Raw genomic sequence first — 16,218 nt, 5'->3', positions numbered from 1 at the left:
CAAGGCATTGGGGCAGGCACCGGTCGCGCTATCCCGCCCCAGCCCGATCCCTCCGGCAGTACGTCAGGAGTTCGGGGCCGCGCGGGGAAGGGCGACAAACCTGCTAGAATTTCGCCTTTCGCTGCATTGCACCAAAGGCTTTGTCCCGATGTCCATTCCCGCTGTTGACCGGATGAGTCCGCAAGAACGCCGTGCCGGCGTATCGCTGGCCGCCATCTTCGGCCTGCGCATGCTGGGACTGTTTCTCATCCTGCCGGTTTTCTCGGTCTACGCGAAAACACTTCCCGGCGGCGACAACCTGGCGCTGGTCGGTTTCGCGCTCGGTGCCTATGGCCTGACCCAGACAATTTTCCAGATTCCCTACGGGATTGCCTCCGATCTCTGGGGGCGCAAGCGGGTCATTGTCATTGGTCTCCTGATCTTCGCCTTCGGCAGCTTCGTCGCCGCCCGGGCGCCGGACATGCACTGGATCATCGTCGGCCGGGTGCTGCAGGGGGCGGGGGCGATCTCGGCGGCGGTCACCGCGCTGGCCGCCGATCTGACCCGCGAGGAGCACCGAACCAAGGTGATGGCGATGATCGGTTCGGCGATCGGGTTCGTATTCGCGCTGTCGCTGGTTGGCGCGCCGATACTTTACGGCTGGATCGGGATGGGTGGGCTGTTCGTTCTGACCGGCGTTCTCGCCCTGCTGGCGATTGTCCTCCTGCTCAAGGCCGTGCCCCCGGCGCCGCCACGCCATGGTCACGAAAAGCTGCCTCTGCGCCGGGTGCTCCTCGACGCCGACCTTTTCCGTCTCAACGTCGGCATCTTCGTGCTGCACATGGCGCAAATGGCGATGTTCGTCGTCTTGCCGCGCGCGCTGGTCGATCATGGCGGTCTGGCGCCACAAGAGCACTGGAAAGTCTATCTGCCAGCCGTGCTGGCGTCGTTCGTCATCATGGTGCCGGCGATTATCGTCGCCGAACGCAGGGACAAGATGGCGCCGGTTTTCCGTGGCGCCATCGCGCTGCTGGTCTTTGTCCAGATGGGCCTGCTATTTTTCGGCGAGGGCTTGTGGATGCTGGCCTTGTGGCTGATGCTTTTCTTTGTTGCCTTCAATGTGCTCGAAGCCTCGCTGCCGTCGCTGGTCTCGCGCACCGCGCCGGCGGCCGCCAAGGGTGCGGCGCTCGGTGTTTACAACACGACCCAGGCGCTGGGGCTTTTCGTCGGCGGTGCGGCGGGCGGATATATCGCGCAGAATTTCGGCGATAATGCTGTTTTCGCTGCCTGTGCCGGAGTGGCGCTGCTCTGGCTGGCGGTGGCTGGCTCAATGAATTTTCCGCGACGGCGCGAGGCGACGGTCGTGAATCAATCTATCTCGGAGGCATAGGCATGGCATCGGTTAATAAGGCGATCATCATCGGCAATCTCGGCAGGGATCCCGAAGTCCGCTACACCGCAAGTGGCGAGGCGCTGTGCAACATCACCGTTGCCACCAGCGAGACATGGAAGGACAAGGCCACCGGCGAGAAGAAGGAGGCGACCGAATGGCATCGGATTTCCTTCTTCGGCAAACTGGCGGAAATCGCCGGCCAGTATCTGAAGAAGGGCTCGCAAGTCTATGTCGAGGGGAGCATCCGCACCCGCAAGTGGACCGACAAGGAAGGCCAGGAACGTTACACCACGGAGATTCGCGGTGACGAAATGAGAATGCTCGGCTCTCGTCAGGGGATGGGCGCGCCAGCGTCATCAGGCGGTTACGACAGCGAGCCGGCCGATTTCGCGCCATCGCCCGCCAAGAACAAGCCGAAGCCGGCATTCGATGACCTGGGCGACGACATTCCATTCTGAGATCCGCCTTGAAATTCCTTGCAGTCAAGTCCCCGGCAAGCTTCTGACTGCCGGGGATTTTTTCTTGCGGGGTGTAACAAATCCCGGACTGGCGCGACTAAGGAACATGGCTTTCCAAGAGAACGAAGATGCTTGATACCTTCCCGCTGCTGCTCAGGACAGACTTCCCCGCTATCGCGCGCAGAAAGCCGGAAACGCTCCAGGCCAACCTTGGCTACCGCTGCAACCAGTCCTGCCTCCATTGCCATGTCGCGGCCGGCCCGAAGCGCACCGAGGAAATGAGCTGGGAGACCATGGAGATGTTGCTGGCGTTTGCCGGCAGGCACGACATCCGGACCCTCGACCTCACCGGTGGCGCGCCGGAGATGAATCCGAACTTCCGGCGCCTGGTGACTAAAGCGCGGGCGCTGGGCCTGCGCGTCATCGATCGCTGCAACCTGACAATTCTGGGCGAGCCTGGCTACGAGACGCTGGCGGCCTTTCTGGCCGACAGCGCGGTCGAGATCACGGCTTCGCTGCCCTGCTATCTTGAGGAAAACGTCGATAAACAGCGCGGCGAGGGGGTTTTCCAGGACAGTCTCGAAGGTCTGCGCCGCCTGAATTCCCTGGGCTACGGCCTGCCGGAAAGCGGCCGTATCCTGAATCTGGTCTATAACCCGAGCGGCTCCAGCCTGCCCCCCGACCAGACGCAGCTGGAACAGGCCTACAAGGAACAACTGGCCAGCCGTCATGGCATCGTCTTCAATCGCTTGTATGTCCTCACCAACATGCCGATCCAGCGCTTTGGCAGCCAGCTGTTGTCACGCAACGAATTTGGCGACTACATGCAGTTGCTGAGGAGCGCCGCGAAACCCGAAAATCTCGATGGCGTGATGTGCAGGACACTGCTTTCCGTCAGTTGGCAAGGCCAGGTGTTCGATTGCGATTTCAATCAGATGCTTGGACTGCAACTTGGTGGAAGCAAGGCGGCAAGGCCGGTCTACCTCTCGGACCTCCTTGACGCGGACCTGTCCGGTCGCCGGATCAGGGTCGCCGATCACTGCTACGGCTGCACGGCGGGTCAGGGCAGCAGTTGCGGGGGCGCCCTCGTGCCGGAACAGGCCGCTGGCCAGCCAAAGCCAGTGGCAATGCCGTGATCCGGCATTTCCAGGGGTGGCAGCAACAGTGAGATCCTGCTCCCGCGTGATCGCCATCCTTGCCTCCGCGGCCGGCGGACAGTCGCGACATACCGCGTCGGCGTCGAGTACGAGCGTAGGGCGCTGATTGCGTGGGGGCTGATCAAGGCCGGGAAGCATAGGGAACCGATCAGCCTGGAAGTTGCCTGATGACGAAGCGCGCATTTCCTGTAAGGAATGCCGTGGCTGGTCCGACTAATCACCAGGAACCACCCGCTACCGGACTCGCCGCAAAGCGCGCCACGCATTGCCAAGGAGAAAAAAATGAACCGTCGCAACTGGATTTTCCGTATTTCCGGCCTGCTGGTCGCCAGCGCGCTGCCTTTCGGCATGGCCGGCGCGGCCCAAACCTTCCCGCTGACCAAATCCCGCGATGAGTGGCGCAAGCTGCTATCGCCGGAAGCCTATCGCGTGCTCTTCGAGAATGGCACCGAGCCGTCCGGCAGCAGCCCGCTGAACGCCGAAAAACGCGCCGGCACCTTCATCTGTGCCGCCTGTAACAATCCTCTTTTCGATAGCGCCCACAAATTCGAAAGCGGCACCGGCTGGCCCAGCTTCTGGCAGCCACTGGCCGGCGCCGTCGGCACTTCGACCGATTTCAAGCTGATCTACCCGCGCACCGAGTATCACTGTGCGCACTGCGGCGGCCATCAGGGACACATCTTCAACGACGGCCCCCAGCCGACCGGCAAACGCTACTGCAACAACGGCGTCGCCCTCGCGTTCGTGCCGGAAGGGAGCCCGCTGCCGGCGCTGCGCACATGAAAAAACACACTTTTTCCGGGTTGACCGCAACAGTTCTCCTGGCCGCGCTTGCCGCGTGCACGCAGCCGGCCAAGACAGCCATGCCCGTCACTCCGCCGGCCGGCGCCGCCACGGCGATCTTTGCTGGCGGCTGTTTCTGGTGCATGGAACAGGATTTCGAAAAAGTACCTGGCGTCCTTGAAGTCGAATCGGGCTATACCGCCGGACAAACGGAATACCCGACCTACGAGTCGGTCAGCTACGGAAGCACCGGCCATACCGAAGCTGTGCGGGTGATCTATGACCCGCAGAAAGTCAGCTACCCGCAACTGGTCGACTACTTCTGGCATCACATCGACCCGACCGTCAAGGATCGCCAGTTCTGCGACATCGGCGACCAATACCGCAGCGGCATCTACTGGCAAAACGAAACCGAGCGCGAAGTCGCCGAAGCCAGCCGCGACGCATTGCTGAAAAGCGGTCAGTTCAAGAACATCTACACCGAACTGGCGCCGGCTTCGACCTTCTGGCGCGCCGAGGAATACCACCAGGAGTATTACAAGAAAAATCCGCTGCGTTACGGCTACTACCGCGCCGCCTGCGGCCGCGATGCGCGGGTGGCCCAGGTCTGGGGCGAGCGAAGGTAGCCAAAACGAGTCTTGTGTGCTGATGAAAAGTTATCAACAGGCGGGGAACAGTTTCGTTTGTCATCAGGCACAGATCGGCCAGGAACTGCCAGTCATCAAAACGGCATAGCCGTCATTCAATCGGCCGGTTCACTCTAAAACCGGCCTGACAGTCCACGCGAGCAACTCTGCCCTAGTGGTCGGTCTCCCACGAGTTTGGGAACGTCTGCCCATTTAGGATGCCAACTTAGAATCGTCGCTGTGATATTCCGCACAGACGACGCCGAATACTCTCACACCGTTACCGTTGCATTTGCTCCGACCGGTCCTCGGAGCGAGAAGCCGACCTCGAACTTGATTCTTGATCCAACCTGCAGGTGCTCCCAGGCATTCTCACTGAATGCACTTTCCCTAATATGGACATCGAAACGCAATTCGGCAGTCGATGCAAAGCAATAGGCATGTCCAATAGCTTTGACGTATCCCGAAAACGTAACTACAGCGCCATCTTCTGACACCACTGTGCCCCTAATCCTATTCCTGTACACGGGCGCAGTTCTCCGGTCGGCCAGCTTCGTGAATTGCGTTAGGCCCTGTTCGATCTCTCCGTACAGAAGTTGATGTCGTGCGTACCAGAACTGCGCATCAAAATTTGCATCGCCCTCTGTAAAGCTGCGCTTAAGGTGGTGCTGAATCTCCGCTCGATGTGCAAACTCGCTCTGGTCCATAAGAACGTGAGCAATTTCCAAATGACACTCTTTGCTCGAAGGAGACAACTGCAAGCAAGCCTGTAGGACCCTTAACGCATCTTCCGTTCGATTCTTTCTTCGGTAGGTAGCTGCGAGCCTTACCGCGACAAATGGACGACCGGGACTTGCTCGTACGGCTGCTTCTAATGACGCCACAGCTCTAGGTTCGTCTTCGAGAACGTGCGCCAAGTCCGCTTCGAGCGCGAACAGATGCTCACCACCTGGAAATAGCTGAAGTCCTTTCGAAAGACATTCCTCGATTTGTCGAATTATGTCAGCGAGGCTTCGGTTAGTCAGATCATCATTGTCCGAGGCATTGACTTCAGCAGTTGGCAACACTCGCTCCTTAAGCTCATCAAGTAGCAGCCGGCCAAACGTATCGTACGGATGCGACATGCGCGCAGTATCCATCAGTTTTCGAAGGATTAGCTTCGCTTCAGTCCGGTACTTGTCTCGTTCAAGTTGATGATCGCTCTCATGAGCCAATCGTCGAAGAATCATTGACTTGGTATGTTGAATCGAGCGGTCACGCCCACTTGAATGCTTTTCCGCTTCCAGTATTGCTTGCATGGCTGCCCGCATCGAGCCCCGAGGGTGATGCAATTCAAAAACTGCATTCTGATGATTTATGTAATCCGCTGCGGCGCCACTATCCAGAGCAGCATCAAAGATTTGTCTGACGAGCATCTTGTCTGCAAAGAGATCCGACAAAACCCGCCCTCGGATAAGTTGGCCGAAGGCAATTGAATCAGACTCGTAATCCGTATCCATGTGTCGAATTATTCTTATGATCTGCGCTGCCCGCTCAATAGGATCCGGTAAGGCTTGCCTAAAGACGAACTCCGCTATTAGCGCATGGCGTGAGCGATAGACATAGTCCCGCGACGCAGAATCAAAGTATGTTCTAACCACGTGCTCGAGCGGGCGAAAGAACTCGTTAGAGAAAGTCTCAAATGTGACGCCCGATACTCGCGAAACCAGACCTGCGCGAACTGAGACCCCCAGTCGATGAAGTGTGCAGATGTCTAAGTAGAGAATTTGTGCCTCGATCGGCACCACATGGGCATACTCGCTGAAGGCAATTTCCTCAAACGGCTTTCCACTCGTTGCTTCATGCAATGCAACCATAAGCTGTCGTTCTGAATGAAGCTTGAAGTGCGCAAACTGTTCTGGGCGTGACATCTTAGATAGCTCGCCGAGTGCATCATGCTGACCCAACTTATCAAGAAGCGAGCCAATATCTCGTTCCGACAGGTCCTTGAGCTCGTATTCTTCGAAAATCGGCGGAATTTTAGTGTCTGCTGGCACCGAGTTCCATTCATTTGTTCGAGCCGCAATAACAATCTGTAGCTCTATGTGCTTGGCAGAGGCTTCGCTGTACAGCCTAGCAATGTCAGTCAGGTGTTTCAAGGCGTCATCAATAACGAGAACTATGCGTTCTTGCGCCAATTCACCTATTTCTGCAACAAGCGAACTGCGCAATACACCACCTTCCTTCAGAAATAAAACGCGGGCTCCGAAGTCCTTCGCTGCATCCCAAGCAAATCTTCGCAATGCGACGCTGATTCCAGCTCCCGCATGACCTTTGACAAGATAGATACTTGGAGCCTTCTTCCTATTGTCGGCAAGAACGCATTCCAATATTAGGTCGTCAGTAACGGCGCGCTTAACATCCAGCTCTTGCTGAAATACCGACCAATCTACATTTACTCCGGAATAGAAAACTTTGGGGATGACGCCCTTCGAAACCATGCCTGGACGCACATGTTCCAATTCTTCATTTAGGTACCTTCTCAAATTGCTTGAGGGCGGCAAATTGGTCTGGAACCAGGAACTAATGCTTAGCGCACTCTCATCTCGCAGAGAAGCAAGCATTCGATTGCTTTCCGGTATCGCGTTATTGACTTGACGCAAGAACTCTTCGAGAGTGATCGATACTGGAACAAATCTATGAGCCCCCCAATACCGACATGCAATTTCGTCTAAGGCTGGATCAATGACGGCATAGGTGGGCCGCTGCATCCCCATATCTGTAAGATCAAATAGTATTTGCTGAATATTGGGATCTGAAATGTCGTATCCGGCAAATATCACCGGCCTCTCGCGAGCCCAATCTGCGAAATGACTAAACAAGCGCTTGCGATTCCTTTGATGCTTCGCGTACTCCTCACTGCCTAGAATGAGCGGCAATGCCTCATCATTTATCGTATTGATACAGCCATGAAGCTTGAGATAGGGTAACGAATTCTGGTCTTTCAACACGCCAGAAAAGTTATCGCCGTCTCGAATTATTGGGCGCAATTGCTGTTGGCGTTTAACTACCGACTCATAAGCGCGCTCCACAATTAGGTCGTAGTTCGTCGTAACGATGGCAAACCAACGAAACAGTGGGATTGCCTTATGGAAGCTCGCCGGCTGAAGTGGATGAAATGCGGCTCTAATGCAATTCTGAACGTCTGGTATGCTGCTTTCATACTTGGCAAATTCGGCCACGCGCGGCAATGACTTGTCTTTGTACTTCCCGCCCAAGAACTTATCACACAGCAAGTCTCGCAGTTTTTCACCAGATAGTGGCTTTTCTCCGTTTGGGCCCAAGCTTCCCATGGCCGCTCCGGCACCAAGAAACAGTATGCAGTCACCATTCTGTAGTTTGTCCAGTAACCATGGACTTAGCACCTCCGCAATTTCAGCCATCTCCTATCTCCGATGTATGTCGAAGGGTGTAATCCTTCGTCTTTGGGTACCCAATGCCAGTGCATTTCCATAATACGCCGCGTCGCCAGTTCGCGCCCATTCTGCATGGACTGGCGTGGAGAATCTGCAAGGTCACTTCAGATGGAATAGGTGCCAGTAGGATGACAGTTTCCTACCACCAGACGTTCGCGAATGGATAGTAGGTATGAATGGTTGTCTGCTTTGACCGAGGGCATGCCAGTGAGAAGGCACTTTGGAGGATCTGCTGTACTTCGATACCTGCCTCTCAGTTCCTGACGACGTGAACGGCAGCTCCGGGTCGATCTCCGCCAATCGGTTCCCAACTGACAACCAATTTCGAGCCGGAACAGAAGGTCGTACAAATTAGCCGATCAGCGTGATCGGCTCAAGCGCCTCGCCATGCGCCAGAATGCGGCCGATGCGGGCCGCTTTGTCGTAGCCAAGCGCACGCAACGCCGTAAGGCAAGCCTCGACGGATTCGGCAGGCACGCTGGCCAGCAGGCCGCCGGCGGTCTGCGGGTCGAACAGCAACGAATGGCGCGGATTGTCGACGAAGCCTTCCGGATTACGCAGCGCCCGGCGCAGGCGCACATTGGCCGGCTGCAAGGAACTGAAAATACCGGCTTTTATCGTGTCGACCGCACCATCGAGCAGCGGCAGCGCGGCCAGTTCCAGTTCGGCATCGACACCGGAAGCGCGGGTCATTTCGACCAGATGGCCGAGCAGGCCGAAGCCGGTCAGATCGGTACAGGCCGTCGCGCCATACGCGATCAGGCAGTGCACGGCGGCGCGGTTGGAAACCTGCATCGATTCCAACGCCGCGTCGATCCAGCGTCCCGCCGCCTGCAGGCGGGCATGGGCGGCGAACAAGGTACCAGTACCGATCGGCTTGGTCAGGATCAGCACATTCCCCGGCCGCATACCGCCTTTCGCGAGCACGCCGCTGAGTGCCTCGTCGATCAGGCCGTTGATCGCAAAGCCAAGCGCCAGCTCGCGACCTTCGCCGGTGTGGCCGCCAACCAGCGCGCAGCCGGCTTCGTTGAGCACCGAAACGGCGCCGCTCATCATCTGGAATACGGTGTCCTCGACCTTGTCTTCCAGCCCCGGTGGCACGGTGGCAATCGCCGTTGCCGTCTGCGCCTCGCCGCCCATCGCAAACACATCGCCGAGCGCATGATTGGCGGCAATACGGCCGAAAATCCACGGGTCGTCGATGAAAGCGCGGAAGAAATCGACCGTCTGCACGCTCGCTTTACCTGGCGGAATGCGCACGATGGCAGCGTCGTCCGGCGCATGCAGGCCGATCAGCACATCGTCACGCTCGACCGGATGCACCTTGGCCAGCGCTCGGGAAAGCACAGTTGCGCCAACCTTCGCGCCGCAACCGCCACAACGCATGGCGATGGCTGAGATAGCCTGGGTTTGCTCGCGCTCGTCGAGCGGGATGGCCTGGTCCGAGGCCAGCGCGGTTTTCATCGGGCGCGCTGCCAATTCGGTAAATTTGCGCATGAAACGGCGGTCGATCCAGTCCTTCCAGCGCCAGATCAGATCGCCCTGCGCATAAAAACCGCCGCGCGACGCGATGGCGTGTTGGTCGCCGGTGCTGATCAGGGCCAGCCAGCGTTGCTGCGGGCGATAGTGGATCAGCGACTGACGTAGCAGCATGCGCCGCAGGTTTTCGGTCAGCGGCTTGCCCATGCGCACGGCGAAGACGCCAGCCTTTTCCAGCGGATGATCGATCATCGCCGCGCAATCGCCAGCCGCGAAGATCAGCGGGTCAGTTTCCGTCTGCAGGGTATTGAGCACGCGGATGAAGCCCTTGTCGTCGAGCGCCAGCCCGGTATCGCGCAACCAGGCGGCGCCGCCGGCCTGCGTGACCCAGACGATTTCATCGGCCTCCAGCATTTCGCCGTTTCGAGTTTGCAACTGCCGCTCGGCAACCTGCGTCACTTCTGCCGAGCGGTGCACGACAACGCCGCGTTCGGCCAGCACCTGCTCGAAGGCTTGCCGTACCCGGGCGTTGTGCGTGGTGAGAATTTGCGGATCGGCGGAAAAAAGGTGGAAATGCAGTTCGTCCGGATCGCGCCCGAGCGCCTGCAGTTCATTGCGCAGCCGGTATTGCATGGCCAGCGTCAGCTCGACCCCGCCGGCGCCGGCACCGACCACGGCAATCGTCGTCGCCCCCGGGTGCTGGATGACCCGTTCCCGCAATGCCAGCCAGCGTTCGTTGAAGCGGCGGATCGGCTTGACCGGCACGGCGTATTCAGCCGCCCCGGCCACCCGGGCGAGCTGCGGCGTCGAGCCGATATTGATCGACAGGGTATCGTAAGGCACCGACGGCCGGTTGCGGCAGAGTACCTTGCGTGCGGTGCGGTCAATGCCAACCACCTCATCGCGGTAATAGCGCGCGCCGGCAAACTCGGACAGCCGGCGCAGGTCGATATGCACGTCATCGAAGCTGTAATGGCCGGCGATATAGCCTGGCAGCATGCCCGAATACGGTGTGTCGGTATCGGTGCAGATCACCGTCAGGCGGGCGCCGGGCAGCGGGTTCATGGCGAACATGTGGAGCACACCGACGTGGCTGTGCCCGCCGCCGATCAGCACGATGTCTCTCAAAATGGGTGCGGCGTCAGTTTGCATGCGTCAGTTTTCCAGCAATTCGTTGACCAGCCGGTGCAGCGCGGCGCGTTCGGCGGCTGGCTCGAACAGCGGTGCGCGTAGAGCACATTGGGCAGTCAAGGCGTCCAGCAAGGCATCTTCGCCAGCACGGTTCTGGCAGCGGCGGATTAACGCGGCCAGTGCCAGCGCATCGCCACAGGGAAAATAGCCGGCGTAATTCGCCCCCAGCATGCCGATGTTGCCGGCGATATCCGAGGCGAGCACAGGGGTGCCGCTGGCAATTGCCTCCATGACGACATGCGCGCCGCCCTCCATCCGGCTCGGATGGACCAGCAGATGGGCGCGCTGGATGCGTCGGCGGGTCGCCTCGTGCGGCAGCCCGCCCAGCCAGCGGTAATTCGGCGCGAACCGCATCGTTGCCCGCGCCGCTTCGGCCAGCGCTGGATCGAGCCCAGCGCCGATGTGGTCGATATGGATGGCCGGCTCGCGGGCCAGCAGACGCGCTGCAGCGAACAGGGTTTCCGGTGATTTCTCCTCCCGCAGATGGCCGACCGCGATAACGCGCAGCCGGACCGGCGATTTGGGCAAAACCTGCCTTGTTGCGGTCGACTGGAAAATCACGCGAATTTTTTCATGCAGATCAGGCGGCAATTCGGCCGGTCCTTCGGCCTGCAAAACAACCAGCAATTGCGCCCGCCGCAGCGACGCCTGCGCGGCGGCATCGGTCCGGATATCGCGATAAAGATCAGTGCCAGTCAGCACCACGGCCAGCCTGTGTGTGCCATGGCGCGCGTGCCAGGCGGCGATGGCAGCGGCCGAACGCCGCGCATGTAGCGCCAGCATGACCTGATCGTCGGCCGCTTCGTCATCCGGCCATTCCCTGACTATGCGCGTGCGAAACACCGGTGACAGGTAGCGTTGCCAGCGCCACGCTGTCTGCCAGTTGCCGTTGTTGGCCTCGCGCAAGGCGGGGCTGACGATGACGACTTGAGGCATACTTTCCCGCTTAGCCATTTTGACCAGCCAGCCCATGACGAACAGCCCATCCAGCGCCGCCCGCAGCGGCGGCCGCGCCGTCCTTGCCGAGGCCCTGCGCGCCAGCCGCCAGCGCACGCTTGATCTGCTCGAAGCCTACGCCGCCCATCTCGGCGACGCGCTGCACATTGCCTACTCGCCGCAACTCAACCCGCCGTGCTGGGAAGCCGGCCATATCGCATGGTTTCAGGATTACTGGATCGCCCGCAACCGGCAGCGTGCGCTCGGGTGCGCTGCCGACCCCGACCACCAACGCCCGGTCGGCCGGCTGGCCGAGGCCGATGACTGGTACAACTCCAGCCTGGTTGCCCACTCCACGCGCTGGACCTTGCCGCTGCCCAACCTGGCCGCGACGCGTGCCTATCTCGCTGCGGTGCTTGCCGACACTCTGGCCCTGCTGGCCGATGCGCCGGAAAGCGACGACGCGCTTTACTTCTACCGGCTGGTGCTGTTCCACGAAGACATGCACGGCGAGGCTGCCACCTACATGGCACAAGCGCTCGACATCCCCTTGCCCGAAACGCTGCGGCCAGCCCGTGCTGCGCTGCCCGAAAATACCGAACTGCATCTGCCGGCGCAGAACTGGCGACTTGGTTATGACGAACCCGGTTTTGCCTTCGACAACGAATTGCCCGCCCATCCGGTCGCGCTGGCGCCCTTCACCATCGACAGCGAAGTCGTCAGTTGGGCGCGCTACCTGCCCTTTCTCGACGCCACCGGCCATGCCCTGCCGCGCTATCTGTGCCGTGAAAACGGCGTGTGGCAAACAAAATTTTTCGGCGAATGGCAGGCGCTTGATCTCGCTGCCCCGGTCACACATCTCAGCTGGTTCGAGGCCGAGGCCTGGTGTCGCTGGGCGGGCCGCCGGCTGCCGACCGAAGCGGAATGGGAAGCTGCAGCATTGACGCAACCCGGGTTTCACTGGGGCCAGGCCTGGGAATGGACGGCCAGCCGCTTTCTGCCATTTGCCGGTTTCGTCGCTCACCCCTACCGCGATTATTCCGCGCCGTGGTTCGGCGAACGCTATGTACTGCGCGGCGCCGGCCCCGCCACTTCGCCGCGCATGGCTCACGCGCGCTACCGCAACTACTTCACTCCGGAACGCAACGACATCCACGCCGGATTTCGCAGTTGCGCGTTGTAATCGCACTTTCAGGCCCGGGCGAGGAACACGGCGAACCAGCCGCGCTCGTCGGTCCACCGTCGCAGGCGCGAAAAACCGGCTGCTTCAAGTAACGCGGCGAAATCGTCGGCCTGCCATTTGTACGAGTTTTCAGTATGGATGCGCTCACCGGCGGCAAAGCGGCGCTCGCCGCCCGGCCAGCGCACTAACGCTTCGCGCACGGCTTCAAGGTGCATTTCGATCCGTGAATCCGTGGTGTTGAAGAAGGCGATATGGCGCCAGTCCTCAATCGCAAAATCGCTGCCGACCAGCGTATTGAGGTGGCGCAGCAGGTTGCGATTGAAGGCTGCGGTGATGCCCAGGGGATCGTCGTAAGCCTTTTCCAGTACGGCAATCGGCTTGACCAGATCGACACCGATCAGCAGCGCGCCGCCGGCACTGGTGGCATGGGCCTGGCAGAGGAAAGCCAGCGCCTCGGCGGGCGTGAAATTGCCGATGCTGGAGCCGGGGTAGAACAGCGTATGCGGCCCGGCACCGATTTCCGCCGGCAGGCTCAGGGATTGCGAGAAATCGAGGCCGACGCCGAGCAGACTCATCGTCGGATGCTCGCGTTGCAGGCGCTCCAGCGAAACGCGCAGATAGTCGGCCGAAATATCGATCGCCGCATAACGCTGCACCTGCAACGGGTCGAACAGGCGCGCCGCCTTTTCGCAATTGCCAGCGCCAAGATCGACCAGCGAAGCCACCGGCGCCAGCACCCTCGCCATCTCGGTCACATAGCGGGAAAAAATGGCTGCTTCGGTGCGCGTCGGGTAGTACTCCGGCAAGTCGGTGATCGCGGAAAACAGCCGCGAGCCCAGCGCATCGTAGAAATACTTGGGTGCGACTGTTGCGGTCGACGCCGAAAAACCGGCAAAAATCTCGGCCCGCGTTGCCGCCGGATCATCATGCGCAATCTGCAGCAGGCGCGGCGCGTTCACTGGCCGGACGCCTTAGCTGCGGCAACCGCTTTGGCCAGTTCGTCGCCGCTCTTGTAATGCGGTACGCGAACCACCAGGCGCCAGGCGCGCTGCAGAAAACTGTTGCTGCCCGCGATTTCGTCCTGCCAGTACTTTTGGGCAAGGGCCAGGTTGTTTTGCTCATCGAGCTCAAACGCATCCTTGGAACCCTGGCCACCGAAGATATACAGCTTGCCATCAATCATCTTCCAGGTATTGGCGTCGCCGCCCCACGGAATGGCGTAGTCAATGCCGTTGGCGCAATAGCCGCCGAACTGCGGCAGGTAGTCGGTCGGCGCCTTGTCGAACAGCGCCTTGTGCTCGGCGCTGGCGAAGCGGAAGGTGATCGTTTCATACTGACTGCTGAATTTCGGGTCGCCTTGCAGGTATTGCCCATCGACGAAATACGCCACCACATCGGCGCCCTTCAGCATCAGGCGCTCAGTATCGCCTTCAGCCACGGCATTGACCGGAGTGTATTTGCCTGATGGGTTCTGCGCCGAGATGGCGCCACAACCGGCCAGCGCGAACGCGGTAATCAGCATCAGGAACCAGGCGTGCAGTGAACGAATTTTCATCAGGGCGTCTCCAGGGAAAATATGGGGTTGGCAGCCGGGGCATCGGCAGTTTTTGGCAGACGTCCGGCGTAGGGTGTCGGCCAGCCGAGCAACTTGCTGGCAGCTTCGCAGCGCGCCTCAAGGTCGGCCGCATCGCGCCCGCCCAGATGCAGTATCCCGTAACGATAGCTGCCCAGCCACTTGAAGTCACGGGCAATCTGGCCGTGATCCTTTGGGAAGCTGAACAGCATGGCGTCGGGAAAATCCTTGGCCAGCGCCGCCTGCCGCCTGCGCGAAGGCATCGGCGTCTGGGTTGCCAATTCGAAACTGCGATAGACGAAGCTGGCCGTTGCCCCGGCGGTCGGCACGCTGCGCGGCAGCAGGGCCGGGTCGCGGCCAAAGGCCAGTTCCAGCGCCACCCGGTGCAGGTCGATGCCGTCGACGCGCAAGTAGAGGTCGGAAAACTGCGCCGCCATGCGTGGGTTGAATTCGATGACCGTTAGCCGGTCACGCGCCGCATCGTAGAAAAATTCCATATTGAACAGGCCGTGCGTGAAGCCGGCCGCCTGCAGAAAACGCCGCGCCACATTGAACGCCCGCGCCCGCCCGGCCACGGGAATCCGGCACGGGTAGCCAAAGCGCATGAAGGCCTGGGTGCCGGGATACATCACCGATTCAACGATGCCCAGCGGGCGCAACTCACCGTCAAACACATAGCCGTCGAGGTTGTATTGCAGCGCATCGACCGGCACCTCCAGCAACATGCGATGGGTGCTGCCGGCGGCTGGCAACCGTTTCTGTACGACGCGCTCAAACGGCTCGACCAGATGGCGGATCACCCACAGCTCCCAGAAACCGAACCGGGTCAGCGCCATCAGTTCGTTACGGTTGTGCACCACCCGCGCCAGCACCGAGAAGGCGGCCTTGACCGGCTTGACGAAGACCGGATAGTCGATATCTTCCGGCACCGCTTCGCCGTAGTGCGAGGCGAGCAGCGAAAACGGCGTGTTAGCCTCCGGCGCCACCTCTTCCAGCAACTGCCGGGCATGAAACTTGTGTTGGCAGGCGAGTACTGCGTTCACCGGCGTCCCCGGCCAGCCCATTTTTTCGGCCAGCAGCGCCGCAGCCAGGGCGCCGAACTGTTCGTGGTTCGAAATCACCGCCTGCCAGCCGGTCGATCCGACCTTCTTTGCCAGCCGTTCGACGAAACGTTCGAGATCAAAATTGACCAGGCGCGTATTACTCGGGAAGCTGAACAGGTCGAAACCGGCGCTATCGACAGGAAACTCGGGCGCCCAGCGGTCAAAACCCAGCTGGTCCCAGTCGTAGTTGAAGAGAACGAGCGTACGCGGCGAACTCATACGACTGCCCCGACCCGGCTCTGCCAGGCACGATGCCCCAGCTTGAGCGCCCAGGGCAGCAAGCCCAGCGCGGCAAGCGACAGCAGCACGCGTGGCGAGTAGATGTCACCCACCGTCTCGATGGCGGCCAGACGAGCGCCCATTTTGCGCCTTAGCACAGGCTGCAGAAAGTGACGTACCGCCAGCATCGACAGGCTGGTGCCGGCGGTGCATGCCGTCAGGCAAAGCAGCGTTCCGGCAAGTGGACCCAGCCCGGCGCCGGCGACCAGCATCAGCAGCGACGCGCCGGGCATGGCCAGCATCGCCAGCAAAACATGCAGCACGAACAGCATCACCGTTGCGACAAGGGGATTGCTGCGCACGAAGTCAAGGAGAGGATCGTGCCAGGCGCGCCAGCCCTGCAGCGTCAGGCACTCCGGACAGGCCGCCGCCACTAGGCGCCAAAGCAGGAAAGCGGTCCCCGCGACCGCTGCCAGCAGCAGCGCGGAGCAAACAGGGCGCCAAAGTGATGGCCTGCCGGTCAATGCGTCTCTGGATGTCATCAGTCGGACTCAGGAGTTTGCCGAATCATGTTAAACGGACAATTATGCCATCCGCAGGCCAGAAGTGCGGAACGCGCTACACTGCACAGCGCGCTGCCGTGTAAGAAATCCGGATAGTCAGCCGACCAACGAATACGCTGG

At 60.3% G+C, this 16,218-nt stretch carries 13 protein-coding genes; 6 read left to right on the top strand and 7 right to left on the bottom strand.

Translation table 11 applies throughout. The features are described 5' to 3' along the window. Positions 1 to 148 precede the first annotated feature (148 nt). From IPP03_09100 to msrA, 5 genes are all read left to right on the top strand, one after another. Positions 149 to 1,369, top strand: a complete 1,221-nt coding sequence (locus IPP03_09100) for an MFS transporter (protein ID MBL0352803.1) — start codon at positions 149 to 151, stop codon at positions 1,367 to 1,369. 2 nt (positions 1,370 to 1,371) lie between these two features. Continuing rightward, the gene (ssb, locus tag IPP03_09095) at positions 1,372 to 1,830 is read left to right on the top strand and encodes a single-stranded DNA-binding protein (protein ID MBL0352802.1); all 459 of its coding nucleotides are present in this window, start codon (positions 1,372 to 1,374) and stop codon (positions 1,828 to 1,830) included. A 128-nt stretch (positions 1,831 to 1,958) separates the two neighbouring features. Continuing rightward, on the top strand, positions 1,959 to 2,966 hold the full coding sequence (gene arsS, locus IPP03_09090) for an arsenosugar biosynthesis radical SAM protein ArsS (GenBank protein MBL0352801.1): 1,008 nt from the start codon (positions 1,959 to 1,961) through the stop codon (positions 2,964 to 2,966). Between the two features lie 303 nt (positions 2,967 to 3,269). Next, entirely contained in the window at positions 3,270 to 3,770 is a 501-nt protein-coding gene (gene msrB, locus IPP03_09085) for a peptide-methionine (R)-S-oxide reductase MsrB (GenBank protein MBL0352800.1), read from the top strand. Beyond that, positions 3,767 to 4,396: a peptide-methionine (S)-S-oxide reductase MsrA gene (msrA, locus tag IPP03_09080; protein MBL0352799.1), complete on the top strand. Its 630-nt coding sequence runs from the start codon at positions 3,767 to 3,769 to the stop codon at positions 4,394 to 4,396. Before msrB ends, msrA begins: the two co-directional genes overlap by 4 nt. Positions 4,397 to 4,668: 272 nt before the next feature. Here the strand turns inward: msrA and IPP03_09075 are convergent, their stop codons facing one another. The 3 genes from IPP03_09075 to IPP03_09065 form a co-directional block, all read right to left on the bottom strand. Further along, positions 4,669 to 7,818, bottom strand: coding sequence for an SIR2 family protein (locus tag IPP03_09075; protein MBL0352798.1), 3,150 nt, complete (start codon positions 7,816 to 7,818; stop codon positions 4,669 to 4,671). A 384-nt stretch (positions 7,819 to 8,202) separates the two neighbouring features. Beyond that, a complete protein-coding gene (gene selD, locus IPP03_09070; protein MBL0352797.1) occupies positions 8,203 to 10,482 on the bottom strand; it encodes a selenide, water dikinase SelD in 2,280 nt (759 codons plus the stop codon). A 3-nt stretch (positions 10,483 to 10,485) separates the two neighbouring features. Then, a complete protein-coding gene (locus IPP03_09065; GenBank protein ID MBL0352796.1) occupies positions 10,486 to 11,475 on the bottom strand; it encodes a TIGR04348 family glycosyltransferase in 990 nt (329 codons plus the stop codon). A 16-nt stretch (positions 11,476 to 11,491) separates the two neighbouring features. Between IPP03_09065 and IPP03_09060 the strand changes: the two genes are divergently transcribed. Further along, positions 11,492 to 12,640 (top strand): SUMF1/EgtB/PvdO family nonheme iron enzyme, encoded by a 1,149-nt coding sequence (locus IPP03_09060; protein ID MBL0352795.1) that lies wholly within the window; start codon positions 11,492 to 11,494, stop codon positions 12,638 to 12,640. An 8-nt stretch (positions 12,641 to 12,648) separates the two neighbouring features. On the opposite strand, the gene egtD is transcribed toward IPP03_09060, so the two are convergent. From egtD to IPP03_09040, 4 genes are read right to left on the bottom strand one after another with little or no spacing between them, the layout of a single operon-like run. Further along, on the bottom strand, positions 12,649 to 13,599 hold the full coding sequence (egtD, locus tag IPP03_09055) for an L-histidine N(alpha)-methyltransferase (protein ID MBL0352794.1): 951 nt from the start codon (positions 13,597 to 13,599) through the stop codon (positions 12,649 to 12,651). Further along, positions 13,596 to 14,195 carry a hypothetical protein gene (locus tag IPP03_09050; protein ID MBL0352793.1) on the bottom strand — a complete coding sequence of 200 codons (600 nt, stop codon included), beginning with the start codon at positions 14,193 to 14,195 and terminating at the stop codon, positions 13,596 to 13,598. Before IPP03_09050 ends, egtD begins: the two co-directional genes overlap by 4 nt. After that, positions 14,195 to 15,535, bottom strand: a complete 1,341-nt coding sequence (locus IPP03_09045) for an ATP-grasp domain-containing protein (GenBank protein ID MBL0352792.1) — start codon at positions 15,533 to 15,535, stop codon at positions 14,195 to 14,197. Before IPP03_09045 ends, IPP03_09050 begins: the two co-directional genes overlap by 1 nt. Continuing rightward, on the bottom strand, positions 15,532 to 16,077 hold the full coding sequence (locus IPP03_09040; protein MBL0352791.1) for a hypothetical protein: 546 nt from the start codon (positions 16,075 to 16,077) through the stop codon (positions 15,532 to 15,534). The genes IPP03_09045 and IPP03_09040 overlap by 4 nt, the downstream gene beginning before the upstream one ends. Positions 16,078 to 16,218 lie beyond the last annotated feature (141 nt).

The organism is Candidatus Dechloromonas phosphoritropha, from assembly GCA_016722705.1.
GTDB classification, from domain to species: domain Bacteria; phylum Pseudomonadota; class Gammaproteobacteria; order Burkholderiales; family Rhodocyclaceae; genus Azonexus; species Azonexus phosphoritrophus.
The sequence above is the reverse complement of the archived record's forward strand: the minus strand, read 5'-3'. Positions and strand labels throughout refer to the sequence as shown.